Below are 24,842 nucleotides of genomic sequence, written 5' to 3'. Positions count from 1 at the left end.
AATACTCCTAATCTTCTAGAGCAGTCAGCTACTGCCCGAGCCCAGTTTTAACTGGTAACAGTCTTATGTTTATATACTTTTCAAAAACTCCTTCCCATAAGCACTTTATTTAGACAATTACAAACATCTAGAAATCGCTTACATTATCTTGGATAAAATAATGCTTCTAATAGCCAATTTTTATCATACCAAATATACTATATTACAATAAAAACACAAAATTTTTATGGTTTTTACTACTTTTTTACTTTATATTTTGTGATAGTCTATGGCTAGGGACAGATGAGTATAAAGTTCCATTAATATAAAAAGAGATAGGATTTATGATATATACCTAAAAGATTAGACAGAAAAAATCTAACTTTTACAAGTCGGCACCTAATTTTATTTCCATTACCTCTTTTTATTTTTTAAAAAATTAAGTTCTCAACTTCTCTATTATTCTCTCTTTTTCCCTATCATCAACAAGCCAAGAAACATCCCTACAAATCCTACAATTGCAATACTAGACTTATCCTCACTTCCTGTTTTAGGCAGGAGATGTTGCTGCGCCGCAGGCGCTTGATAAGTATGTTCTTGTGGCATGGCCTGCACTGCAGTAGACTGGTCAGCCTTATATTCTGTCACCTTATGCACTGCTGCTTCGGCCTCGTTGACACCATCTGCAAGAGTTGGTAAATCCGAACTAGCAGGCTGGGCTTCATGGAATCCACCTTCATAAGATGGAACTTCTGATTTGGCTGCTTCTACTGCATTAGCGCCTCCTTCATAAGATGGAACTTCTGATTTGGCTGCTTCTACTGCATTAGCGCCTCCTTCATAAGATGGAACTTCTGATTTGGCTGCTTCTACTGCATTAGCGCCTCCCTCATAGGATGGAAGTTCTAATTTAGCTGCTTCTTCGCCGTTGATACCACCTGTGAACTCTGGAACTTCATGAATAGTGGCTACTTCACCGTTCACACCACCTGAGAAGTCTGGCACATCATGAACGGCTGCTTCCTCACCGTTGATGCCACCTTCAAAGGCTGGATCCTCATGAACTGTACCTTCACCATTGACTGCACCTGTGAACTCTGGAACTTCATGAATTGCTGCTTTTGCACCATTTTTTCCACCAGGAACTCCTGCACCTTCAAGACTTACAGGCAAATTATGCATGCTCTCAATTGCACCATCAATGATTTCTGTAATTTCCTGACCAATATCTTCCTTGCTAGCTGCAAATAGCAATGTTTTTGAATCGTACTGAGTCAAGAAGGTCGCAAAATTTCCATTTGCCAATTTAAGAACTGGTGGCTGATTCACCAAAACTTCAGAATCGAATTCTAAAGCGATGACATTTTTGCTCATCTCTACAGCATTTTTCACAGTTGCTTTCGTTGGAGCAATCCCATCCTTACTTAAGAAATCCCAGTTGAATTTCTTATAAGACAAGGTATATTCATTTTGAGTGGCAGTTGCATGCTCATAAAGCAAACCAAATTCACCATTTCCAAGATCTTGTAAGGAGTTATAAGCAAATTTACCACTTTGAATTGGATTGTGCTTGATCCAAGTTAGATCCCCATTCGCTTCCACACGTGCTACGTGCACCAAACCATTGTATCGTCCAGGTCCACCTGCATTACTGAGGATAATATATTCCTTACCTTCTTGCACAGTATGAATAGCTGACATTTGAACATAGACATCTTTGACATCCGCATAGCGCTTCACATCTTTTTCCCAAGTTGCTCCACCATCTTTACTTGTAGCAACTTGAAGATCACCTGTCAATCCGCGCATGAAGAGTTTGAGATCTCCATTATTCAACTGAACAACAGTTGACTCCGTATTTTGAGCACTTGGATTATTCATAGTTGAAGAATGAATCGTTTGGTTGCCTACTGGACGATTATCATTGACTGCCTCACCTGCATGCCAAGTTTCACCATGGTCATCTGAGTAAATAACGCGTGAAGACTGAGAACCACCTAGATAGGATACGTTATTTGTCGTATAAGCAGGGATAACAAGTCGCCCTTTGTGAGGACCTGAGTGCAAAGCAATACCTGTACCAGGCCCAGTACCTAAGAAGTGCATCCAGTCCTTACGAATACCGTACGTTATATCTTTTGGTGCAGACCAAGTTTTACCATCGTCATCACTATAAGACATCCAAAGATAGTTGGTGTTTGAAACCCTAAAGATATTCTTGTCGCTGTAATCAAAGTAGACATTACCGATAAGTTCTTCACCTTTGTAAAGGTCTCCCTTATCACTGTATGCTGGCTTCTTAGGATCCACTACAACTCGGTATTCGGTCTTTCTATTTTCAGGATCAAAAACCTCACCATTTTCACGGATTGTATAATGTCCTGCTTCACCTTTTTTGTACAGAACTTGGTAAACCTTATCCCCAATTTGCTCATAGGCTTGCGGTGCTTTTCCTGGCAAATCTCTAACTGCTTCACCTTCTACAAACATATCAAAAATAGAGAAGATTCGCTTAGTTTTCGGATCTTGGACTAGAGCCATGTCAATATTGACTGGTGAACCTGCATGAGCTCTTCTGGCATTCTCATTATCACGAGGATTTGAGATAACGATTTTATCTCCCCAAGTTTTCCCATTATCATCACTACGACGAACAACCATACCGATATCACCCCAGTCAGAGTGATGCAAGCGTCTTTCGTCAGCTCCAGCAATCAAAGTTCCCTTATCAGTTTTAAGTAGGGCTGGAATACGGTAGCTTGCGATACCATCTTTATTCGGCTTGCGGTTCTCACCACCTTCAAAAACATCCAGCTTATCCGTAACTTTTGCTCCTTCAGGAAGTTTCTTTTTCAACTCTCCTCTTTCAAAAAGCTGGCTACGTTTTTTAACTTCTTCTGGAGAAAGGGCACGATCATAAACCGTTAGATTACGGACTTTAAGATTAGAACCCCAGAAGTTTTTGCCTGTACGTTTGGTTGTCCCAATTTGCACCTGGTTGACATCTGGCATATCTTTGATGAAACGACCAGACTGAGGACTTGTGCGCGACAAGACACCATTTACATAGACGCGAACCTGACCTTTTGGCTGATCTGCATTTGGTCTTTCAACTGTAAAGGTTACAGAGTTCCACTCACCTGGCTTAATCTTCAAAGGAGCAGTTTTATAATCACCATAGAATTGGTTTCCATTTGCATCACGACCTTCAACGATTGCTGTATTATCAAGGATGGCCATGGTGAAATACTCATTTACTTTGGTATCACTAGAAACTGAAAAAAGGTTATAAAAACGTGGAGCAGACGCATCTGGCTTAAATTCCATATGAATGGTCGCATTTTGAAGTTTTTTAAGCTTGTCAAGTTCCTCCTTCATATCAACTCTTTGACCGTTTGAAGGATTGGTTTCAACATCTTCTTTTTCTACTACAGTGTTGACGTTTTCTAACTCTCTTGCATAAAAATCACGAGGAATGTTTCCATCTTCTTTCTCATCTTCACTCTCTGTAGCTGGAGTTTCGTTTGATGCTTCTGTTTCTGCTGCTTTTTCAGACCCTGGGTTTGCTTGCAACTCTTCACGGCTCACTTCAGTTCCCTTATTCGTTGCTGTTACCAATTTGTCTGCGAGTTTCTTATCGAGATTCGTCAGATTTCCTGTCTCTACTTCCTTAGGCAATTCTGGCAAAGATTGCCCCGCTGTTTCACTATTCGTTGATGGTGCCTCTTGAGCCAAAGCAGGGGCAACACCAAAAACAACCGCTCCAATCACTACTGAAGCTGCTCCAACTGTAAATTTCCGAATTCCGTATCGTTGTTTTCTATCAAAATGTCTCTGATTCATATTTTACCTCTCATTTTCTAATTCGGTAAAGCGCTTTCTTTTTGACTTAAAATTTTTAGCCACTAGGACTAGACAATTCCAAAAGAAACTAAACTATTTAATGGGAATTTCCATTATTTTTAATTTAAACAATCTTGCATAGCGTAAAGTTCAACTTTGCAATACGTCATGAAAGACATTTTACTCCTTTCATATTTTATCTTAACCTTATTATATAATAAATATTTTCAGTTTTAGACTTCACAATAGACAATAGATTTTACTTTCAAAAATAGTTAAAAGTTCTAAATTATTTGAAACTAGTTTCAATCATAGTTCACATCAAAACAAAGTCTGAATGACAACATCCGATACCGGAATAATACTCTTCGAAAATCTCTTCAAACCGCGTCAGCTCTATCTGCAACCTCAAAACAGTGTTGTGATCAACCTGCGACTAGCTTCCTAGTTTGCTCTTTGATTTTCATTGAGTATGAGTATAAGATCTAATAAACTTTTTTCATAATAAAGCGAGTCTGGGACAAAAGTCTAACCTTAAATATAAAAAGCGAACAAAACGAGTTATCTGACACTCAGATTTCTGTCTTGTTCGCTTTTTTTCTAATATATCGATTTTTAAATTTTATAATAAAGAATTTCTAAAATCAAAATCTTTTTATCCCAGACTCGTTTTTTGATTATAAATACGAATTATTTAGTACAGCTTCTCTTTATTGATGAACTGCTTGAGCTGCTGTGATAAGGGTCAACTTGTACACATCATCTGCATTACATCCACGAGAAAGGTCGTTAACTGGCTTGTTCAAACCTTGCAAAACAGGTCCTACTGCCGCAAAGCCACCAAGACGTTCGGCCATCTTGTAACCAATATTTCCTGCCTCGATACCCGGGAAGATGAAGACATTTGCTTGACCAGCTACTGTACTTCCAGGAGCTTTCAAAGCTGCAGTTTCTGGAACAAAGGCCGCATCAAATTGCAACTCACCATCGATTTCAAGGTCAGGACGCAAGTCGTGAGCAATTTTAGTAGCTTCAACGACCTTGTCAACGCTTTCACCAAACCCTGAACCTTTAGTAGAATAGCTTAGCATAGCAATTTTAGGTTCGATGCCAAACATCTTAGCTGTGATTGCTGAGTTGATGGCAATTTCAGCCAAGGCTTCTGCATCAGGATTGATATTGATAGCACAGTCACCAAATAGGTAACGTTCCGTACCACGAACCATGAGGAAGGCACCTGATGTACGCGTTACATTTGGGCGAGTTTTGATGATCTGAAGAGCTGGGCGAACTGTTGAAGCTGTTGAGTGAATTGCTCCAGATACCATTCCATCAACCAAGCCCAAGTACACCAACATAACACCAAAATAGTTGACATCTTCAACTAACACCTTACGTGCTTCTTCTTCAGTCATTTTACCCTTGCGACGCTCCACTAAAGCAGCAACCATTTCTTCAAATTTATCGTAGTGTTGTGGGTCGATGACTTCATAACCATCCTCGATTCCTTCAATTTCAAGATAAATTTTAATTTTTTCAGGATTTCCCAGCAAAACAGGAATTACTTCTGTTTCTTTTACCAAGCGTTTAGTCGCTTGAAGAATACGAGGTTCTTCCCCTTCAGGGAGAACGATACGAGCATTTTTACCAACAAGGTTGGCTTTGAGACTTTCAAAAACTTCCATGAGTTTTCTCCTTTAAAAAATAAATTATACTCTGAATTACTTTATTATAGAGTATTAGTTGATAACTGGGTAATTAGGCTGCTAAAATCATCCGGCAAGGGACTTTCTAACTGCAAGTCTTGCTCTAGAAAAGGATGATAAAAGGATAGGTAATGACAATGCAGTGCCTGACGTTGGATGCCGTCGTCCAGACTACCTCCATACAAGTCATCTCCCAACAAAGGAAAACCAATATAAGAAAAGTGGACTCGGATTTGGTGGGTTCGTCCAGTGTGCAAACGAATATCTACCAAGTGAATATTTCCATATGAAGCTACAATCTTGTAGGATGTATGGGCATACTTTCCACCTTTAGCCACTCTTCTGGTGATAATGGAATCTTCATCACGCGCAATCGGAGCAATAATTTCTCCTTCCGGCTCCAAATGTCCATCTCCTTTAACGAGGGCAAAGTATCGTTTCTCAATGGACTTCTTCTGCAACTGCTTGTCTAGTCGTGCATGGGCATAGCCATGCTTGGCAAAAAGCATCAAGCCAGAAGTATCTCGGTCAAGCCTAGTCACAATGTGAACCTGCTGATTTTCATAATTTTGCTTGACGTAGTATCCCTTGATAAAATTGGCAATGGTATTAGAGTGATTAACACTAGGAATAGAAGCCACTCCATAGGGTTTGTTCAAGACTAGAAAATGGTCATCCTCATAGAGAATATCCAGTGGGCGCTCGATAGCTTCTAGAGTTTCAAAGCCTTCCTCAGCGGGAATATCGATGATAACTCGGTCTCCAATATCCAATAGATACGTCGCATTTTGTGGTTGATCATTGACCAAAATAGCTCCGCCTCGAAACTTAATCTTAGCCAGCAGTCCCTTAGAAACCTCGTGCTTTTTCAAAAAGGTCTTAACCTTGACATGCTCATCTGCGATAAATTCAAACCTCATTCGTCCACCTCGCCGATGAAAGCATCCTTAACACGATTCCAGAAACTGGTGTGACTCGGTGACGCGACAAAATGAATCTTATGATGGTCGATTTGATACTCAATACGCTCAATATTGCGGAAGGAATACACACTATTATCCACCGAAATAGTATGGTAATCGTTTCTCGTTGGAATGAGTTCAATCTTATCCTTCTTAGGAACAATAATGGAAGAGCCCAGCGTTCGATAGACACGATTATTAAGGCTGGCAATTTCCGTCAACTGAAGAGCTTCAATGGTAGGATGTAAAACAGCTCCACCAAGCGACTTGTTATAGGCTGTACTACCAGTCGGTGTCGAAACTGTTAGCCCATCTCCACGAAAGCGTTCAAAAGGAACACCGTTGATCACAACATCCGCCACCATAGTTCGATCAGATCTGCGGATGCTGGCTTCATTTAATGCTCTAAAAATCTTCACTTCACCATTTTCAAGAAAGATCTTCACATTCAGAACTGGGTAAGAAACTCTTGCTCCTGTATCTAGCTGCAAATTAGTCACTAGCTTGTCCAATTCAAAATCACGATAGTCCGTATAGAAGCCCAAATGTCCAGTGTGAACACCGATAAAGCGTACCTTGTCAAGCTGGTTTTCGTACTTATGAAAAGCCGACAAGAGCATACCATCCCCACCAATGGAGATGACAATGTCCGGATTGGTATCATTGAGTATAAACTGATTCCTCTTCAAACGATCTCGCAATTCATACAAAACCCTTTGACTCTGCGGTTTTCTATTAGCTATCAGGTCAATTCGTTTACCTGTATTCTTCATCTGTATCGTCACTGTTTCCTACACCATCATTTAATTTTCTACTCAAAGGATCAAAAAGTGCCTGAGCTTCTTGAATATCATCACGAATTTTACCCATTTCTTCATCTAGCTGATGGGCAATCTTGGATGTAATTTCCAGTCGCTTCTTAATCTCCTCTGGGAAATCCCCTTGGTACTTGTAGTTGAGAGAATGTTCTATCGTTGCCCAGAAATTCATGGCCAAAGTACGAATTTGAATTTCTGCCAAAATGGTCTTGGCTCCATTGATAGTATCAACCGTATATTCTACTACCACGTGATAGGAACGGTATCCTGATGCTTTTCGATGAGTAATGTAATCTCGCTCCTGTATAATCCGCATATCCTGACGCTTGCGCAAAATAGCCACAACTTCTTGGACATCATCTACAAACTGGACCATCACACGCAAACCAGCAATATCCTGTAAATCGTGTTCCAAGGTCGCATAAGTAATACCACGTCGAGCCATTTTTTCCTTGATACTTTCAATTGGCTTGACTCGACCAGTCACAAACTCAATCGGAGAATGCTTATTTTGTTTACGATATTGCTTACGAATACCACGTAGTTTAATCTTTAACTCACCAACAGCTTGAATGTAAGGATCTAGAAATTCTTCCCATTCTAAGGTCATATACTCTCCCTTGTTCTCATATTATCCTTCAAAAATATCTTTGATTTTTTCTCCAGATTTATATACAATAAATACTAAGCTATTATACCATAAATCCGCTTTCATAGATAAAGAAAAGGTAAGAAAAATGAAACATTTAGAAATTGAATTGAAAACACTACTGAAAAAAGATGAATATGATCGTCTAAAAGACCAGTTCACAGGTGTCACACCTGTTCTTCAAAAAAATTACTACATCGATACGCCTGATTTTGAACTACGAGAAAAGAAAGTCGCTATGCGCATTCGAACCTTTGAAGACTGGGCAGAATTGACACTCAAAGTCCCGCAAAGTGTTGGAAACATGGAATATAACCAAAAATTGCGACTAACAGATGCTGAAAACTATCTGAGTAAGGAAGAACTTCCTCAGGGGCTCGTACTGGATGAATTAGCGAAACATGGTATCCAAAGTAAAAAATGGCAGGTTCTTGGTTGTCTAACAACGCTTCGCTATGAAATGCAAACAGCTATCGGTCTCATGGCACTGGATGAAAGTCAGTACTTTGATATTACAGATTACGAATTAGAGCTTGAGGTGGAAAATCACGAGCAAGGCAAACAGGATTTCCAACAATTTTTAGAGGAAAATCAGATTGCTTATCAAAAAGCTCCATCAAAATTGGTTCGATTTGTCAAAAGCATGAAAAATAGCTGAAATAATCTCCATTTTTTGGTAAAATAGAAAAGATAAAATACAAAAATCCCAGTTCATATAGGCTAGGCAGATATAGCTAGGATTTAAAAAGTTTACAGAGGACGGTCTATAATGTCAGATAGAAAAAACATGAAACTTTTCGCACTCAACTCTAACCAAGAGATTGCACAGAAAATTGCCCAAGCTGTTGGTGTCCCACTTGGAAAACTATCATCACGTCAATTTTCAGACGGAGAAATCCAAGTAAATATCGAAGAAAGTGTCCGTGGTTATGATGTTTACATCATCCAGTCTACAAGTTTCCCTGTTAACAACCACCTAATGGAATTGTTGATCATGGTTGATGCTTGTGTTCGCGCAAGTGCCCACAGTATCAACGTTGTCCTTCCATATTTTGGCTATGCACGTCAAGACCGTATTGCTTCACCTCGTGAGCCACTTACAGCTAAACTAGTGGCTAATATGCTGGTTAAGGCTGGTGTTGACCGTATCCTTACGCTTGATTTGCATGCTGTCCAGGTTCAAGGCTTCTTTGATATTCCTGTCGATAACCTCTATACAGTTCCCCTATTTGCTAAACATTACTGCGATAAGGGTCTCCTTGGCTCAGATGTTGTTGTCGTTAGCCCTAAAAATTCAGGTGTAAAACGTGCTCGTAGCTTGGCTGAATATCTTGATGCTCCTATCGCCATTATCGACTACCCTCAAGACGATGCAACTCGCAACGAAGGCTATATCATCGGTGATGTTGAAGGTAAAAAAGCAATTTTGATTGATGATATTCTGAATACAGGACGTACCTTCTCTGAAGCTGCTAAAATCGTTGAACGTGAAGGGGCTACAGAAATTTATGCTGTTTCTAGCCACGGCCTCTTCGTCGAAGGAGCTTCTGAACTTCTTGATAATACTAATATTAAAGAAATTCTTGTGACTGATTCAGTAGCAACAAAAGAAAAAACTCCTAAAAACGTATGCTACATTACTGCTAGTGAGTTAATTGGTGATGCTATCGTCCGTATTCACGAAAGAAAACCAGTCAGCCCACTCTTTGCCTACAACAAAAAGAAATAAGGTGATTCTTTGATTTATTTGGACAATGCTGCGACGACTCCTATGTCAGCAGTTGCTATTTCAGCTATGACCAAGGTGATGCAAGAAACTCATGGCAATCCTTCTAGTATTCACGGTCATGGTCGTCAAGCTGGTAAACTCTTGAGAGAAGCCCGTCAGGAACTAGCTCAATTACTGGGAACAAAACCTCAACATATCTTTTTCACTTCCGGTGGAACCGAAGGCAACAATACTGCTATCATCGGCTACTGCCTTCGTCATCAAGAACAAGGAAAACATATCATCACAACTGCCATCGAGCACCATGCTGTCCTTGAAACCATTGATTACTTGGTACAACACTTCGGTTTTGAAGTAACCATTATCCAGCCAAAAAATCAGGAAATCACCGCCCAGCAAATTCAAGAGTCCTTACGTGACGATACGATTTTGGTTTCTACCATGTTTGCCAATAATGAGACTGGAAACCTACTTCCCATTGCTGAAATTGGCCAAATACTCAAGCAACATCCCGCTGCCTATCATGTTGATGCAGTTCAGGCTATCGGTAAAATCCCTATTCATCCAGAAGAATTGGGCATTGATTTTCTCACTGCTTCTGCCCACAAGTTCCATGGTCCTAAGGGAATCGGCTTTCTCTACGCATCTAGCATGGACTTTGATTCCTATCTCCATGGCGGAGACCAAGAACAGAAAAAACGTGCAGGGACTGAAAATCTAGCTGCCATCGTGGGTATGGTTGCAGCCCTAAAAGAAGACCTAGAAAAGCAAGAAGAACATTTTCAACATGTACAAAATCTAGAAACTGCCTTTCTTGCGGAGCTTGAGGGAGTTCAGTATTACCTGAATAGAGGACAACACCATCTTCCTTATGTGCTCAATATTGGATTTCCTGGTCAGAAAAACGACCTATTACTCCTTCGTCTAGATTTAGCTGGAATTTCAATCTCTACTGGCTCAGCTTGCACTGCTGGCATTGTCCAATCCAGCCATGTTCTCGAAGCCATGTACGGGGCAAATTCAGAACGTTTGAAAGAATCCGTTCGCATCAGTTTGTCTCCACAAAACACTGTTGAAGACCTGCAAACCCTCGCAAAAACCTTAAAAGAAATTATCGGAGGTTAGCCATATGGCATTTGAAAAAACCATTCAGTTAAAAAATTGTCGTTACGACTACACTCTTAGCCCTTCTGTTAAGAAATTCACCCTCAAGGACAACACTTTTTTGGAAACAAAGGTTGGTAACTATGAACTGACTCGTCTACTTGAAAAGGTACCAAACAGTGGTGAAGGCTTCCAACTAAAAATCATCATTAACAAGGAGCTCACAGGGGCTAAAATCAATATCACTGACAAGTTTGGTCTTCGTCTGGTTGATATTTTCAAATCAGAAGAGCACCACATTCATCAGGAAAAATTCTACTTCCTCATGGATAGTTTAGTAGAACGTGGTGTCTTTACAAAATCTGAAAGATAGGTCTCATATGTTTGAACTAACCTATAAAGACAGCTATCAGGTAGATCGGACTCTAAAGTACGAAGATTATGAGGCACTCATGCTAGCTTTGTCAGGCTGTGTGACCCTACCAGATACACTTTATGTGACTTCTTTGACCTTTAAGGGCCAAGAAGTTTATCAAGGCCTGGTCGGAGACCTCTACCGTTTTCTATCACATACAGAATTTTTACATCAAAACTAAGATTTTTCTTAGTTTTTTCTTGCTTTTGTTGATTTTTTCACAATGTTTATATAAAATAGAAGAATAGAAAGGTTGTGATTTTGTGAAAGATAAACAGTCTGCTATTCCAAAAGCTACAGCGAAAAGACTCTCTCTCTACTATCGAATTTTTAAGAGATTTCATGCAGAAAAGATTGAACGTGCCAACTCCAAACAAATTGCAGAGGCTATTGGGATTGATTCAGCGACCGTACGTCGTGATTTTTCCTATTTTGGTGAACTTGGTCGTCGTGGTTTTGGCTATGATGTCAAAAAACTGATGACGTTTTTTGCCGATTTGCTCAATGATAACTCTATTACCAATGTCATGCTGGTTGGTATTGGAAATATGGGCCACGCTCTTCTCCACTACCGCTTCCATGAGCGCAACAAGATGAAGATTATCATGGCCTTTGATCTAGATGACCATCCTGAAGTCGATACCCAAACTCCTGATGGGATTCCTATTTACGGAATTTCCCAAATCAAGGACAAAATCAAGGATGCTGATGTGAAGACTGCTATCCTAACTGTTCCCAGCGTTAAGTCACAAGAGGTTGCCAATCTCTTGGTGGATGCTGGCGTGAAAGGAATTCTCAGTTTTTCACCAGTCCATCTGCATTTACCAAAAGACGTGGTCGTTCAATATGTCGATTTGACAAGTGAACTCCAAACCCTCCTCTATTTCATGCGAAAAGAGGATTAGAAAGCGAAAATCATTTTATGAAAAAACCAGTTATTGGGATTACCGGAAACGAAAAAACTCATCCAGATGATGACATCATGATGAGCTACGCAGCAAAAGGCTTTGTGGAAGGTGTTAAAGACGCTGGAGGGATTCCCATCATCCTACCGATTGGTGATCAAGAAATGGCTAGCCACTATATCAGTATGATTGACAAGCTCATCTTGACAGGTGGGCAAAACGTTGATCCAAAATTTTATGGTGAACCAAAAACCATTGACAGCGATGACTACCACCTTCAAAGAGATATCTTCGAACTGGCCCTCATCAAGGAAGCTATTAAACAGAAAAAACCGATTTTCTCTGTCTGCCGTGGTACTCAGCTTTTTAACGTTGCCATGGGTGGAACTCTGTATCAAGATATCGAAGACCACTGGCAGGATTGTTCTGCCGAGTACACAACCCAGCGCTTGGTAACCGAACCAGATACTGTTCTTCGAGAAATCTATGGAGAAATCTCCCATATCAACTCCTTCCACCACCAGAGTATCAAGGATTTAGCTCCCAACTTAAAGATTGCGGCTCATGATCCTAAGGATGGTATCATTGAAGCTGTCATAAGTACGGATGATGTTGCCTTTCTCGGTGTCCAGTGGCATCCAGAATTTCTATTTGAAAATCGTCCCAAAGATAAAAACCTCTTTGACTATATCGTTAATGAACTTTAGATTAAATCTGTCTTTTCACGATAGCTAAAATAACTGGAGTGAGAAACAATCAAATGGTCCAAGAGAACAATTCCCATTAGGTCGCAGGCTTCCTTGACAAGTTTAGTGACATGATCATCATTTCGGCTAGGGGCTACCGCTCCTGAAGGATGATTGTGGACCAAGATGAGAGAAGTCGCCATATGCTTGATTGCATAGTGAAGAATCTCTCTTGGTTCAGCAATACTACGAGTAGCTGAGCCGATAAAAATGGTCTGTTGATGGATGATTTGATTTTGAGTATTGAGATAGAGCGCCACCAGGTGCTCTTGTTTTTTGTCCCCCAATTCCTGTTGCATCTTCTTGGCCAACTTTTGGCTACTGAGAATACTTTCCATCTCAACAGTCTCATGTTTGTGAATACGATGGCCCAGCTCAATCATAGCTTGTAGTTCTATGGCCTTAACACGCCCGATACCAGATAGACTCTGCAATTCCTGCAGGGTCATTTTTTTCAAATCTGTTAGGCTTGAAAGATTGTTCAAGACTTTCTGGGCAATTTCAAAAACACTGGCCTGACGTGTTCCTGTTCTGAGTAAAATAGCTAGCAACTCTTGGTTACTGAGCGCTTCCACTCCTTCTTGGGCAAGTCTTTCTCTTGGCAATAGTGAATCTTCTTGGAATGAAATACTGTACATAAAAATCCTCCTCACTTTATTATTCGTGAGAAGGATGAAAAATTAGATTTTTTTCTCAATTGGTGCTACACTAGCTAAAAGTTTTTTCAAACCAACTTCTGGGAAATTGATTTTCAATTCCTGCGTAGCACCGCTACCTGAAACTTCCAGAACAGTTCCCTCTCCCCATTTCTTGTGGAGAGCAACATCACCAATGGACCAATTTGCCTCGCTTGATGCTGATTTTGCACCAGCTGTAAATTGGCCAAATGGGAGACCGCTTGACTGAATAGTTTTCGGTGCCACACCGCGTTTACGGTCTTGAAGAGCCTGGGCAAGACTCATACCTTGACCGAAGGCAAAGCCACCACTGCTATAAGATGCCTTAAAGCTTGTATTGGCTGGACGGGCCAATCCTTGATACTCAAGTAAGTCTGAGCTGATTTCGTTAATAAAACGAGTCGGACGGTTGTAGTTGGTACGACCAAAAAGCAGGCGCGAGTTGGCATTTGTCAGATAGAGAATTTTCTCTGCACGCGTGATACCTACATAGGCCAGACGGCGTTCTTCTTCTAATTCATCTTGATCTTCAGCTGCACGGCTAAGAGGAAAGACATTTTCTTCCATCCCAATCAAAAAGACAACTGGAAACTCGAGACCTTTAGCAGCATGCAGGGTCATCAAGGTCACTTCTGAGGTCTCCTGACTTCCTGAATCTGTATCCGCAATCAAGGCCAAGTCATTTAAGAAACGACTCAGTTTATCCAAACCAGTTTCCTCTTCTGGCACATCAGAGGTGTCATCAAAGTTTTTCGTAACAGAAAGGAACTCTTCGATATTTTCAACCCGAGCCTTGCTTTCTAGAGTCGCTTGGGCATTAAGAATATCGATGTAACCTGTTTTTTCTAGAACCGCCTCAACCAACTCTGTAATAGTTAATTGGTCCAACTGCTCCCGTAAATCAAGAATCATATTGGCAAAATCCCAGATAGATTGGGCCGCCTTCCCCTTGATACCAGACAACATGATATTTGCTGAAGCATCTAGCATAGACATGTTTTGCATATTGGCAAAATCACGGATTTTCTCAACCGTTCCTGGCCCAATTCCACGCTTCGGTTCGTTAATAATACGTTCAAAACTAATATTGTCACTCAAATTAGCAATGAGGTTGAGATAAGCGATAATGTCACGGATTTCCTTACGGCTGTAGAACTTGGTTCCTCCAACCATTGTATAAGGAATATTGGACTTGAGCAGGGCTTCCTCAATAGTACGAGACTGCGCATTAGTCCGATAGAGAACTGCAAAATCCTTGTGAAGGAAGTTTTGACTGCGACTAAGTTCATCAATGGTTCTGGCTACAAATACAGCCTCATCCAGTTCATCATTGGCACGATAGTAAACGATTTGCTCCCCATCTGCATTTTGAGTCCAGAGATTTTTAGGACGGCGGTTTTTATTATTTTTAATAACCTCATTGGCCGCTTGGAGAATGGTTTTGGTTGAGCGGTAATTTTCCTCCAACAAGACAACCTTGGCTTGAGGATAATCCTTTTCGAAGTCCAAGATATTCTGCATATCAGCACCACGCCAACCGTAGATAGACTGGTCCGCATCCCCAACTACACAGATATTTTTAAAGCGCGAAGCTAAGAGTTTGACCAGTTGGTACTGGGCATGGTTGGTATCTTGGTACTCATCAACATGGATGTATTGGAATTTTTGCTGGTAATAAGTCAAAACATCAGGATTTTGATCAAAAAGACGCAAGGTCAACATAATCAAATCATCAAAGTCAACCGACTCTGACTGACGAAGCTCTTTCTGATAGGCTGTATAACACTGGGCCACGATTTGCGTGTACATATCTCCAGCTTGGGCAGCATAAGCTACATCATCAATCAAATCATTCTTGGCATTGGAAATAATCCCTAAGATGCTCCGTTCATTCCATTTTTTCGGATCTAAGTTTAATTGCTTGAGAATGCGTTTCATGAGCGTTCGCTGCTCCCCTGGATCGACAATAGTGAAATTGCGGTTGTAACCAATATGGTCCGCATCACGGCGCAAAATACGAACACACATGGAGTGGAAGGTAGCAATCAAACAGTCCTGAGTGGCTGGATTGAGGCTATAAGCACGCTCTTTCATCTCACGCGCAGCCTTATTAGTAAAGGTAATGGCCAAGATATTCCAAGGATTGACCAGCTTTTCATCAATCAAATAAGCAATACGGTGAGTCAAAACTCGGGTCTTTCCAGAACCAGCCCCCGCCATGATCAACAAGGGACCTTCTGTCGTTTGCACCGCCTCAGCCTGACGGTCATTCATTCCATTTAATAATGCGTTCATCTTTTCTTCCTTACTCTTGAAGTCAATATTTCTATTATATCAGAAATCAGGGAAAATATCTTTACCTAGACTGATTGCGTGTAGAAGACTAATATCTCATCAGATGAAGACAATTCCTTAAAACTAGATAAGAAAATGAGCTTGGATAGTATTTCCAAACTCATTTAAATTCAATTAAACTATTAGAATAAGCCTAGAACCGTTCCGTCACTTTCAACATCCATATTGAGAGCGGCTGGTCGTTTTGGAAGACCTGGCATAGTCATGACATCACCAGTTAGGGCAACGATAAAGCCTGCCCCTAATTTGGGCACCAATTCACGAATGGTAATTTCAAAGTTTTCAGGTGCTCCAAGTGCATTTGGATTATCTGAGAAACTATACTGAGTTTTAGCCATACAGATTGGCAATTTGTCCCAACCGTTTTGAACGATTTGAGCGATTTGTGTTCGGGCTTTCTTCTCAAAGTTCACTTTGCTACCGCGGTAGATTTCAGTGACAATCTTTTCAATCTTTTCTTGGACAGAAAGGTCATTGTCATAAAGACGTGTATAGTTGGCTGGGTTTTCAGCGATAGTCTTGACAAGTGTTTCAGCAAGAGCTACTCCACCTTCTGCACCATCAGCCCAAACACTAGCCAACTCAACTGGAACATCGATTGAGGCACAGAGTTCTTTCAAGGCTGCGATTTCAGCTTCTGTATCAGAAACAAATTCGTTGATAGCAACAACTGCTGGAATACCGAACTTACGGATATTTTCAACGTGGCGTTTCAAGTTAGCAAAACCGGTACGAACAGCTTCTACGTTTTCTTCTGTCAAAGCGTCTTTAGCCACGCCACCATTCATCTTAAGGGCACGAAGGGTTGCGACAATGACTACTGCATCTGGAGAAGTTGGCAAGTTTGGTGTCTTGATATCAAGGAATTTCTCAGCACCAAGGTCCGCACCAAAACCAGCTTCAGTAACTGTATAATCAGCCAAGTGAAGGGCTGTTGTCGTTGCCAAGACTGAGTTACATCCATGAGCGATATTGGCAAATGGACCACCGTGTACAAAAGCAGGTGTACCGTAAATTGTTTGAACCAAGTTTGGCTTAATAGCATCTTTCAAAATCAAAGCCAAGGCACCTTCAACCTGCAAATCACCTACAGAAACAGGGGTACGGTCATAGCGATAACCGATAACGATATTCGCCAAACGACGTTTCAAGTCCTCGATGTCCGTTGCCAAGCAAAGAATAGCCATGATTTCAGAAGCAACTGTAATGTCAAAGCCATCCTCACGAGGAATACCGTTAAGAGGACCACCAAGTCCAACGGTTACATGACGAAGGGCGCGATCGTTCAAGTCCACAACACGTTTCCAGAGGATACGACGTTGGTCAATTCCAAGCTCATTCCCTTGGTGCAAGTGGTTATCAATCAATGCTGAAAGAGCATTGTTAGCAGTTGTAATAGCATGCATGTCTCCCGTAAAGTGGAGGTTGATGTCTTCCATTGGCAACACTTGGGCGTAACCACCACCAGCTGCACCACCCTTAATCCCCATTACTGGGCCAAGAGATGGTTCGCGAATAGCAATCATGGTTTTCTTACCAATCCTGTTCAAGGCATCCGCTAGACCAATGGTAATAGTTGATTTTCCTTCACCTGCTGGTGTTGGGTTGATGGCAGTAACCAAGATTAATTTCCCAACTGGATTGCTCTCAACTGCACGAATTTTATCAAAGCTAAGTTTAGCCTTGTACTTTCCATACAACTCCAAATCATCGTAAGAAATACCAAGTTTCTCTACAACATCAACGATTGGCTGCAACTCAATACTCTGTGCGATTTCAATATCTGTTTTCATTCAAAACTCCTCTAACCTCTTATATGATAATTCATTATAACACAAAACAAGATTTTTAACATCCTTAAACTCTCTAAACGTTCGTAAATATCCCTGTTTTTGAGGTTTTCAGAGTCCTTTCTTAAATTTTATATGGCTTTATAGTTTGAAACTATAGTAAATCTTCGTTTTTACCAAAATTTATCGCTTTCATTTTACTTACCGTTTATTTTTGTGTACAATAGTGCTATGAAAATTTTAGTTACGTCGGGCGGTACCAGTGAAGCTATCGACAGCGTCCGCTCTATCACTAACCATTCTACAGGTCGCTTGGGGAAAATCATCACAGAGACCTTGCTTGCTGCTGGGCATGAAGTTTGTTTGATTACGACAAAACGAGCTCTGAAGCCAGAAGCTCATCCCAACCTAAGCATTCAAGAAATTAACAATACCAAGGACCTTCTTCTAGAAATGCAAGAACATGTTCAGGATTATCAGGTCTTGATTCATTCAATGGCTGTGTCCGATTACACTCCTGTTTATATGACGGGGCTTGAGGAAGTTCAGGCTAGCTCCAATCTAGAAGAATTTTTAAGCAAGCAAAATCATCAGGCTAAGATTTCTTCAACTGACGAGATTCAGGTTTTGTTCCTTAAAAAAACACCCAAAGTCATCTCTCTAGTAAAGGAGTGGAATCCTGCTATTCATCTGATTGGCTTCAAACTGCTGGTTGATGTCTCTGAGGATTATCTCATCGAGATTGCCAGAAAAAGTCTTATCAAGAACCAAGCAGACTTAATCATTGCAAATGACCTCACTCAAATCTCAGCAGATCAGCACCGAGCTATCTTTATTGAGAAAGATCATCTTCAAGCAGTTCAGACTAAAGAAGAAATTGCAGAACTCCTCCTTGAAAAAATTCAAGCCTATCATTCATAGAAAGGAAAGCTATGGCAAACATTCTCTTGGCTGTAACGGGGTCAATCGCCTCTTACAAGTCGGCAGATTTAGTCAGTTCTCTAAAAAAACAAGGTCATCAAGTCACTGTCTTAATGACTCAGGCTGCTACAGAGTTTATCCAACCTTTGACACTACAGGTACTCTCACAGAATTCCGTCCACTTGGATGTCATGAAGGAACCCTATCCTCATCAGATTAATCATATCGAACTTGGAAAAAAGGCAGATTTATTTATCGTAGCCCCTGCAACAGCTAACACAATTGCAAAGCTAGCCCATGGCTATGCTGACAACATGGTAACCAGCATAGCTCTAGCCTTGCCCCAAAATATTCCTAAACTAATAGCTCCTGCGATGAATACAAAAATGTATGACCATCCAGCAACTCAGGCTAATCTGAAAACATTAGAAACCTACGGCTATCAGCTGATTGCTCCTAAGGAATCCCTACTAGCTTGTGGAGACCACGGACGAGGAGCTTTAGCTGACCTCACAATTATTTTAGAAAGAATAAAGGAAACTCTCGATGAAAAAACGCTCTAATATTGCACCTATTGCTATCTTTTTTGCAACCATGCTCGTTATACACTTTCTGAGCTCGCTTGCCTTTAACCTTTTTCCATTTCCAATCAAACCGACTATTGTTCATATTCCTGTCATTATTGCCAGCATTATCTACGGTCCACGAGTTGGGGTTACACTTGGATTTTTGATGGGACTTCTTAGCTTGACAGTTAATACGATTACGATTCTACCTACAAGCTATCTCTTCTCACCATTTGTACCAAACGGAAACATCTACTCAGCTATCATTGCCATCGTCCCACGTATTTTGATTGGTTTAACTCCGTATCTAGTCTATAAACTAATGAAAAACAAGACTGGTCTGATTTTAGCTGGTGCCCTTGGTTCACTTACCAACACAGTCTTTGTACTTGGTGGAATTTTCTACCTTTTTGGAAATGTTTTTGATGGTAATATCCAAAAACTCCTAGCAACCGTTATCTCAACAAATTCGATTGCTGAATTAGTCATTTCCGCAGTTCTGACCTTAGCTATTGTTCCACGACTACAAACCTTGAAGAAATAAAAACAATCTCCACTTTCAAACCTGAAGGTGGAGATTTTGTTCTGTGTATTTTCTTTTTTAGTGAAATTTTTACCAATATCTAACTAAAAATGACCTATAAACCTAAGTAAATCCTTGCTTTATTGTCTTCTTTATTGTACTATACTAGTGTATATACAGATAAAAAGGAGATTCTTATGAATACACGGAAAAAGACACAATTTATGACAATGACAGCCCTCTTAACGGCTATTGCGATTTTGATTCCAATTGTTATGCCCTTTAAGATTGTCATTCCACCTGCTTCCTATACGTTGGGTAGTCACATCGCTATTTTTATTGCCATGTTCCTGTCTCCCTTGATGGCCGTTTTTGTCATCATAGCCTCTAGTTTTGGATTTTTGATGGCTGGCTATCCTATGGTTATCGTTTTTCGGGCTTTTTCCCATATCTTTTTTGGGACTTTGGGCGCTCTTTACCTACAGAAATTTCCCGATACCCTAGATAAAGCAAAATCTTCCTGGATTTTCAACTTTATTTTGGCTGTCGTTCATGCCCTTGCTGAAGTATTAGCCTGTGTCCTTTTTTACGCAACTTCCGGTACCAATGTAGAAAATATGTTCTATGTTCTATTTGTGCTAGTTGGATTTGGCACAATTATCCATAGTATGGTAGACTATACATTAGCACTAGCTGTCTATAAAGTGCTTCGAAAACGCCGGTAAAAGGAAGAACTATGACAAAAGATCGCAAACAAGCCCTGCTCCAACTCTTGAAAGAAGCTCCTAAAGCCCTCAATGGCCAAAGTTTGGCTGAACATTTTCATGTCACACGTCAGGTCATTGTCCAGGACATTGCAATTTTGAGAGCCGATGGCGCTCCTATCCTATCTACCAATCGTGGCTACGTCTATAAGCAAGTTGATGTCAATCCATACGTCCACAAACTTTTCAAAGTTAAACATGAAGTTGAAGAAATCGGGCAGGAACTCCTTGCTATCGTAGATAATGGTGGACGTGTTCAAAATACCTTGATTGACCATCCCGTTTATGGAGAAATTGAAACCTTGCTGAAACTGTCTTGTCGCAGAGATGTGCAACATTTTCTAGAACAAGTCGAGCATTCTGATTTTAGACCTCTGTCTGAATTAACAGATGGCATCCATTACCACCTAGTCGAAGCCGAAACACAACAAGACCTCCACTATATCGAGGAGGCCTTGGATAAGCTCGGTTATTTAGTAAAAGATTAAAAAATCTCTTTCTCCCAGCCATCTTCTGTACGGTGTCGGTAGAAAAACTCCGACTTGTCAGGAGCTTCCATCATTTCCATCAAGGATAACATATCATAGAAGATGGGGAAAAAGTATTTAAAATTATAAAACGCATAGTATCAAGTGTTGAAAACCTTGATACTATGCGTTTTAGTGTGGAAATATTCACTTCATTTTCTCCTGAAATTGAGTTTTTACCCACCCTTACAATTTTTAAGCGCTTTAAAAAAATAATATAATTTTGCACCCCATCTGATATATTCAAATGTGAATAAATCAGGTATGAGTGCTAATTGTTGAGATTTTTAAATAAATTTTATTAATATACTTACTTTCTGAACTTCATAGTATTCAAAATTACGATATTCAAGCCTAGACATAGTCACTACTTTTCATCGGAATAATTAATTTAACCATAGCTCCATTTTCCTTATTTTGCAGTTGTATGTCACCTGAATGAATGCTCATTACTTGTTTTACAAATGCCAAACCTATTCCAAAATGTTCAAATTGTGAATTTCTGCTAGTATCTTCTCGATAAAATAATTTTCCAAAATTTTCTAAAACATCATCCGAAAATTTGGAACCATTATTCCAAATACTTAAGGTAATATTGCTATCTGCTAACTCAAAGGTAACTCTGATTTTCTTTTTAGCATCATCTGCATAAGCTATAGCATTATTAACAATATTTGCCACCGAACGGATAATTAAATCTAAATCCAATTCAATATTACAGTCTCGGTCTATCTTAGTACTATATTTGTAGTCAATGCTATCTCCAATAAGGTATGTACACTCTTGTTCCAGTATTTTGGATAAATTACTGATACGATACTGATGAAAAGAAATCTGATCAGAGTAAAAAGTTTTAGAGTAGTTGATTAACTGATTAAAATAGCTATTTAATTGGTTACTTGCTCTTTCAATATCCTTGAGACATTGAACGTCAATACCTGATAAAGGTGCCAATTGCAACAATTCCGAGTTTCCTTTAATCACAGTCAAAGGTGTTTTCAAGTCATGTGCCATCGCTGAAACTTTAAAGAGAATATCCGCCTTTTGGTCTTTCTCTACCTGAATCATATTTTTTATTCTTTGTTGCATTAATTCAATGTGTCTATTTGTCTCTATGAATTCAAGAATTGTTAAATCAGATGAATCGTTTACAGAGGTTAGCCATATACTGCTATGATAAACAATCTCCATTTCTTGCTTTACTCTTGTCAACAAGGCTTTAATATTAATAGAAACTATAATAATCAAAGATATACAAATATAAACCCATGAAAAAACATTAAATAATACCCCTAACAAGTCACGAGCGATTGACTGAGTTTCTGAATGAATATCAATAGAAATAGTTGATATAGGAAAAATATAAGCTACAATTATATTCAAACAAAATTGTTTAACAATCGTCCACTTCGTCTTTTTTACTAAAGTCTTAAAATCTAATTTTCGTTCCAACTATATCCGCCTCCCCACTGTGTCTTGATCGGATTAATTGAATATGGTTTTAATTTTGAACGAATTTGATAAATATACTCAGCAATAGAACGAAATTGTGCATCTGATTCCGACGGATATATTCTCTCATAGAGCTCCTCTACGGAATATACTCTCTTCGGGTTACTTGCTAAAGTATATAAAATTGTAAATTCTCGCTTTGTCAATGATATAGTCTCTTCTTCAATTAAGATTTCTTGATTGCTGACATTAATTATCAAATTCTTTGTGCATATTTCTTTATTATTTTTACGATTTCTTTCCTCCCTTTGGATATGCATCCTAACACGAGCAACTAATTCTGTAATACTAAATGGTTTTTTTATATGGCTATGTCACAACAAACAGTTGATAAATAGCCATTTTTATAGGGGAGTATCAGAACTCCCCTACAAACTGTTATTTGCAGTTATCTATACTCATTTGGAATTTCGATATGAAGTGTCTCACACAATAACTTCACATCATGTGCATCATTTTCATCAAACTCGTATCCCAGATGGAACATTACTTGACTATATGGTTCAATACAGGAAACCTCTATTTCCTCAATTCTTCCTTTACCCGAAAAAGTTTCTACCGGAAAACAATCCCCATCATAAAGAATTTCACCTTCGTCCGTATATTCAAAACAATGCAAATCAATAATTCTGTTTTTCAAATCTTCCCATACAGTATGGTTCAATGTTGTATATTCCATCTTAATCTCATAAAAGCCATTAGCTTTCATTATTTCTATAAAGTTCTGATAATCGTTCTTTTCTACAAAAATGTCAATATCATTATGGGCTCTTGACTGATATCCAAGAAGAGCATCTACACCCCAGCCACCATCAAGAAAGACTTTAATCTCCGCATCTATTGCAAATTGAAGAATCTGTTTTACATCTGTTATATTGACCATCTTATCATCTCCACAAATTCTAATTAGGCGACCAGAGGAACTGCTGGTCTGTTTGATAAATCTCTGCATTTAGCAGTTTTCAATGTTGCCAAAACGAAAGTTAAGAAGATGTTCCTTTTCTCTATGTCGCTTTCTTTGGCGTAATTTACAAGGTTATTCCACACAAGATAGTTGTTCAGATACTTGGTAGAAACACCGTTAAAGCCACGCATAAACCTCTTTAGCTGGCTATGGTAGCTATTGATATGTTGGATATTATAAATGCCTTTCTTGGCTTTGCCAGTCTTTAACTGCACAAGGTCAATGCCATTGGCATTTGTAAATCTCACATAGGAGTTCATCTTGTCCGTAACAAGAGTGGAATTGGTCTTAATCCTACCATCATAAATATGATGTAAATCTCTTGTAGAAACTCTACCAGTATTCGTAATCTTGGAGATAGACAAGCCATTCCTATTAACCGCACAAGGAACACATACCTTTTCTTGGGACAAGCCTCTGATATGTGTAGAATGACCACGCTTATGAGCCTTGCGTGGCATAGCAAATGTCTTACTCTTGCTATGATTGCCCTTGTACGAGATGGCGAAAAAAGTTTCGTCAGCCTCAATAATGCCGTCAAGGGTAACATCGTCTGCCATATTCTGAAGTGCATCCAAAATCTTGTGTCTCCAAAGGAATGCGGTGTTTCTGTGAATCCCACAAGCAACAGCAGTCTTACGAATGGATAAGCCATTCATCATACAATCAATGTACTGCTCCCACACGGACAAGTCTTTTCTTGTACCAGACACAATGGAGTTCGTAGCAATCACGAAGGACTTGCCACAATCCTTACATACATATCGCTGTGTGCCATCTTTACGATGACCATTGCGAACCACATGGATACAGCCACAAAGAGGGCATACACGACCATTTGCAAAGCGTTCCTTTGCTACGAAATCTTCAATATTCAAAGACTTTACAAAGGCAGGACTTAAAAGCATTGTTTTAAGGCTTTCCTGCTCTGCGACAGTCAACTTACCGATAATATCTAATGCGTCTTTGATAGTAGGCATATCCAATTACCTCCTTCGGTGGTACTGTTTCTTACTATTATTATACGCTATTTCTCGTCAAAAATCAACCATTTGTTGTGACAGAGCCTTTTATATAATCATCCGCACCAGCTTTTACTCCACTAGCCAAGTCACTATCCAATTGCTTGGCTGTTACAAAAATTATCGGTACATCGATTTGTTCTCGAATGGATTTACAAATTTCTAAACCATCAATCGACATCATAATATCTAATAAAATTAAATCAAAGCCAATGAATGAACAAATATCTATGTTACCTACTTCTCGCCTCGTCGTAACTTCAAACTCCGAGCGTTCTAAAGAATTCTTTATCAAACGAAGAATGCTTTCATCATCATCAATTGCTAATATTTGATATACTTTTTTTTCTTTCATAATTATATAA

At 39.6% G+C, this 24,842-nt stretch carries 23 protein-coding genes and 2 pseudogenes; 12 read left to right on the top strand and 13 right to left on the bottom strand.

The features are described from left to right. Positions 1–438: 438 nt before the first annotated feature. From AXK38_04810 to AXK38_04790, 5 genes are all read right to left on the bottom strand, one after another. Positions 439–3,822 carry a sialidase gene (locus AXK38_04810; GenBank protein AMH88604.1) on the bottom strand — a complete coding sequence of 1,128 codons (3,384 nt, stop codon included), beginning with the start codon at positions 3,820–3,822 and terminating at the stop codon, positions 439–441. A gap of 710 nt (positions 3,823–4,532) precedes the next feature. Beyond that, entirely contained in the window at positions 4,533–5,507 is a 975-nt protein-coding gene (gene eutD / locus AXK38_04805; GenBank protein AMH88603.1) for a phosphotransacetylase, read from the bottom strand. Positions 5,508–5,551: 44 nt separating this feature from the next. Next, positions 5,552–6,448 (bottom strand): RNA pseudouridine synthase, encoded by an 897-nt coding sequence (locus AXK38_04800; GenBank protein ID AMH88602.1) that lies wholly within the window; start codon positions 6,446–6,448, stop codon positions 5,552–5,554. Further along, positions 6,445–7,263, bottom strand: a complete 819-nt coding sequence (locus AXK38_04795) for an NAD(+) kinase (GenBank protein AMH88601.1) — start codon at positions 7,261–7,263, stop codon at positions 6,445–6,447. Before AXK38_04795 ends, AXK38_04800 begins: the two co-directional genes overlap by 4 nt. Further along, positions 7,247–7,918, bottom strand: coding sequence for a GTP pyrophosphokinase (locus AXK38_04790; protein ID AMH88600.1), 672 nt, complete (start codon positions 7,916–7,918; stop codon positions 7,247–7,249). The genes AXK38_04795 and AXK38_04790 overlap by 17 nt, the downstream gene beginning before the upstream one ends. A 127-nt stretch (positions 7,919–8,045) precedes the next feature. Here AXK38_04790 and AXK38_04785 point away from each other — a divergent pair, with 127 nt between their 5' ends. The 7 genes from AXK38_04785 (at position 8,046) to AXK38_04755 (ending at position 12,817) form a co-directional block, all read left to right on the top strand. Beyond that, the gene (locus tag AXK38_04785) at positions 8,046–8,615 is read left to right on the top strand and encodes an adenylate cyclase (GenBank protein ID AMH88599.1); all 570 of its coding nucleotides are present in this window, start codon (positions 8,046–8,048) and stop codon (positions 8,613–8,615) included. Positions 8,616–8,726: 111 nt separating this feature from the next. After that, complete coding sequence (locus AXK38_04780) at positions 8,727–9,686, top strand: ribose-phosphate pyrophosphokinase (GenBank protein AMH88598.1); 960 nt, start codon at positions 8,727–8,729, stop codon at positions 9,684–9,686. A 9-nt stretch (positions 9,687–9,695) separates the two neighbouring features. After that, positions 9,696–10,811, top strand: coding sequence for a cysteine desulfurase (locus tag AXK38_04775; GenBank protein ID AMH88597.1), 1,116 nt, complete (start codon positions 9,696–9,698; stop codon positions 10,809–10,811). A gap of 4 nt (positions 10,812–10,815) precedes the next feature. Beyond that, a complete protein-coding gene (locus tag AXK38_04770) occupies positions 10,816–11,163 on the top strand; it encodes a cysteine desulfurase (protein ID AMH88596.1) in 348 nt (115 codons plus the stop codon). Positions 11,164–11,170: 7 nt separating this feature from the next. Continuing rightward, a complete protein-coding gene (locus tag AXK38_04765; protein AMH88595.1) occupies positions 11,171–11,386 on the top strand; it encodes a DUF4649 domain-containing protein in 216 nt (71 codons plus the stop codon). 82 nt (positions 11,387–11,468) lie between these two features. After that, positions 11,469–12,110, top strand: a complete 642-nt coding sequence (locus tag AXK38_04760; GenBank protein ID AMH88594.1) for a redox-sensing transcriptional repressor Rex — start codon at positions 11,469–11,471, stop codon at positions 12,108–12,110. 17 nt (positions 12,111–12,127) lie between these two features. Continuing rightward, positions 12,128–12,817, top strand: coding sequence for a gamma-glutamyl hydrolase (locus AXK38_04755; GenBank protein ID AMH88593.1), 690 nt, complete (start codon positions 12,128–12,130; stop codon positions 12,815–12,817). Here AXK38_04755 and AXK38_04750 read toward each other — a convergent pair. From AXK38_04750 to AXK38_04740, 3 genes are all read right to left on the bottom strand, one after another. Further along, the gene (locus AXK38_04750) at positions 12,814–13,494 is read right to left on the bottom strand and encodes a hypothetical protein (protein ID AMH88592.1); all 681 of its coding nucleotides are present in this window, start codon (positions 13,492–13,494) and stop codon (positions 12,814–12,816) included. The two genes, AXK38_04755 and AXK38_04750, sit on opposite strands and share 4 nt — an antisense overlap. A gap of 42 nt (positions 13,495–13,536) precedes the next feature. After that, positions 13,537–15,828, bottom strand: coding sequence for an ATP-dependent DNA helicase PcrA (locus tag AXK38_04745; protein ID AMH88591.1), 2,292 nt, complete (start codon positions 15,826–15,828; stop codon positions 13,537–13,539). Between the two features lie 182 nt (positions 15,829–16,010). After that, the gene (locus AXK38_04740) at positions 16,011–17,681 is read right to left on the bottom strand and encodes a formate--tetrahydrofolate ligase (GenBank protein ID AMH88590.1); all 1,671 of its coding nucleotides are present in this window, start codon (positions 17,679–17,681) and stop codon (positions 16,011–16,013) included. A 228-nt stretch (positions 17,682–17,909) separates the two neighbouring features. On the opposite strand from AXK38_04740, the gene AXK38_04735 reads away from it, so the two are divergent. The 5 genes from AXK38_04735 to AXK38_04715 all read left to right on the top strand — a co-directional run bounded on the left by AXK38_04735 (position 17,910) and on the right by AXK38_04715 (position 20,940). Then, positions 17,910–18,599 carry a phosphopantothenate--cysteine ligase gene (locus AXK38_04735; GenBank protein AMH88589.1) on the top strand — a complete coding sequence of 230 codons (690 nt, stop codon included), beginning with the start codon at positions 17,910–17,912 and terminating at the stop codon, positions 18,597–18,599. Positions 18,600–18,610: 11 nt separating this feature from the next. Next, positions 18,611–19,162: a phosphopantothenoylcysteine decarboxylase gene (locus AXK38_04730; protein AMH88588.1), complete on the top strand. Its 552-nt coding sequence runs from the start codon at positions 18,611–18,613 to the stop codon at positions 19,160–19,162. Further along, positions 19,146–19,709, top strand: coding sequence for a pantothenic acid transporter pant (locus AXK38_04725; GenBank protein AMH88587.1), 564 nt, complete (start codon positions 19,146–19,148; stop codon positions 19,707–19,709). Before AXK38_04730 ends, AXK38_04725 begins: the two co-directional genes overlap by 17 nt. A gap of 176 nt (positions 19,710–19,885) precedes the next feature. Continuing rightward, positions 19,886–20,413, top strand: coding sequence for a hypothetical protein (locus AXK38_04720; GenBank protein AMH88586.1), 528 nt, complete (start codon positions 19,886–19,888; stop codon positions 20,411–20,413). A gap of 11 nt (positions 20,414–20,424) precedes the next feature. Then, a complete protein-coding gene (locus AXK38_04715) occupies positions 20,425–20,940 on the top strand; it encodes a DNA-binding transcriptional regulator (protein AMH88585.1) in 516 nt (171 codons plus the stop codon). Positions 20,941–21,333: 393 nt separating this feature from the next. On the opposite strand, the gene AXK38_04710 is transcribed toward AXK38_04715, so the two are convergent. From AXK38_04710 to AXK38_04690, 5 genes and pseudogenes are all read right to left on the bottom strand, one after another. Further along, entirely contained in the window at positions 21,334–22,431 is a 1,098-nt protein-coding gene (locus tag AXK38_04710; protein AMH88584.1) for a histidine kinase, read from the bottom strand. Continuing rightward, positions 22,416–22,799 (bottom strand): annotated as a pseudogene (locus AXK38_04705) (two-component system response regulator). The gene AXK38_04710 and the pseudogene AXK38_04705 overlap by 16 nt, the downstream one beginning before the upstream one ends. An 80-nt stretch (positions 22,800–22,879) precedes the next feature. Beyond that, a complete protein-coding gene (locus AXK38_04700; GenBank protein ID AMH88583.1) occupies positions 22,880–23,374 on the bottom strand; it encodes an aminoglycoside nucleotidyltransferase in 495 nt (164 codons plus the stop codon). A gap of 23 nt (positions 23,375–23,397) precedes the next feature. Next, entirely contained in the window at positions 23,398–24,435 is a 1,038-nt protein-coding gene (locus tag AXK38_04695; protein ID AMH88582.1) for a transposase, read from the bottom strand. A gap of 88 nt (positions 24,436–24,523) precedes the next feature. Then, positions 24,524–24,832, bottom strand: a pseudogene (locus AXK38_04690) (two-component system response regulator). Positions 24,833–24,842: the final 10 nt, after the last annotated feature.

Source organism: Streptococcus mitis (genome assembly GCA_001560895.1).
Lineage (GTDB): Bacteria > Bacillota > Bacilli > Lactobacillales > Streptococcaceae > Streptococcus > Streptococcus mitis_Q.
The sequence above is the reverse complement of the archived record's forward strand: the minus strand, read 5'-3'. Positions and strand labels throughout refer to the sequence as shown.

Excerpts from the sequence above, each read along its gene's own strand:
- AXK38_04810 (AMH88604.1), bottom strand. The coding sequence starts at position 3,822 with ATGAATCAGAGACATTTTGATAGAAAACAACGATACGGAATTCGGAAA.
- eutD (AMH88603.1), bottom strand. The coding sequence starts at position 5,507 with ATGGAAGTTTTTGAAAGTCTCAAAGCCAACCTTGTTGGTAAAAATGCT.
- AXK38_04800 (AMH88602.1), bottom strand. The coding sequence starts at position 6,448 with ATGAGGTTTGAATTTATCGCAGATGAGCATGTCAAGGTTAAGACCTTT.
- AXK38_04795 (AMH88601.1), bottom strand. The coding sequence starts at position 7,263 with ATGAAGAATACAGGTAAACGAATTGACCTGATAGCTAATAGAAAACCG.
- AXK38_04790 (AMH88600.1), bottom strand. The coding sequence starts at position 7,918 with ATGACCTTAGAATGGGAAGAATTTCTAGATCCTTACATTCAAGCTGTT.
- AXK38_04785 (AMH88599.1), top strand. The coding sequence starts at position 8,046 with ATGAAACATTTAGAAATTGAATTGAAAACACTACTGAAAAAAGATGAA.
- AXK38_04780 (AMH88598.1), top strand. The coding sequence starts at position 8,727 with ATGTCAGATAGAAAAAACATGAAACTTTTCGCACTCAACTCTAACCAA.
- AXK38_04770 (AMH88596.1), top strand. The coding sequence starts at position 10,816 with ATGGCATTTGAAAAAACCATTCAGTTAAAAAATTGTCGTTACGACTAC.
- AXK38_04765 (AMH88595.1), top strand. The coding sequence starts at position 11,171 with ATGTTTGAACTAACCTATAAAGACAGCTATCAGGTAGATCGGACTCTA.
- AXK38_04755 (AMH88593.1), top strand. The coding sequence starts at position 12,128 with ATGAAAAAACCAGTTATTGGGATTACCGGAAACGAAAAAACTCATCCA.
- AXK38_04750 (AMH88592.1), bottom strand. The coding sequence starts at position 13,494 with ATGTACAGTATTTCATTCCAAGAAGATTCACTATTGCCAAGAGAAAGA.
- AXK38_04745 (AMH88591.1), bottom strand. The coding sequence starts at position 15,828 with ATGAACGCATTATTAAATGGAATGAATGACCGTCAGGCTGAGGCGGTG.
- AXK38_04740 (AMH88590.1), bottom strand. The coding sequence starts at position 17,681 with ATGAAAACAGATATTGAAATCGCACAGAGTATTGAGTTGCAGCCAATC.
- AXK38_04735 (AMH88589.1), top strand. The coding sequence starts at position 17,910 with ATGAAAATTTTAGTTACGTCGGGCGGTACCAGTGAAGCTATCGACAGC.
- AXK38_04730 (AMH88588.1), top strand. The coding sequence starts at position 18,611 with ATGGCAAACATTCTCTTGGCTGTAACGGGGTCAATCGCCTCTTACAAG.
- AXK38_04725 (AMH88587.1), top strand. The coding sequence starts at position 19,146 with ATGAAAAAACGCTCTAATATTGCACCTATTGCTATCTTTTTTGCAACC.
- AXK38_04720 (AMH88586.1), top strand. The coding sequence starts at position 19,886 with ATGAATACACGGAAAAAGACACAATTTATGACAATGACAGCCCTCTTA.
- AXK38_04715 (AMH88585.1), top strand. The coding sequence starts at position 20,425 with ATGACAAAAGATCGCAAACAAGCCCTGCTCCAACTCTTGAAAGAAGCT.
- AXK38_04700 (AMH88583.1), bottom strand. The coding sequence starts at position 23,374 with ATGGTCAATATAACAGATGTAAAACAGATTCTTCAATTTGCAATAGAT.
- AXK38_04695 (AMH88582.1), bottom strand. The coding sequence starts at position 24,435 with ATGCCTACTATCAAAGACGCATTAGATATTATCGGTAAGTTGACTGTC.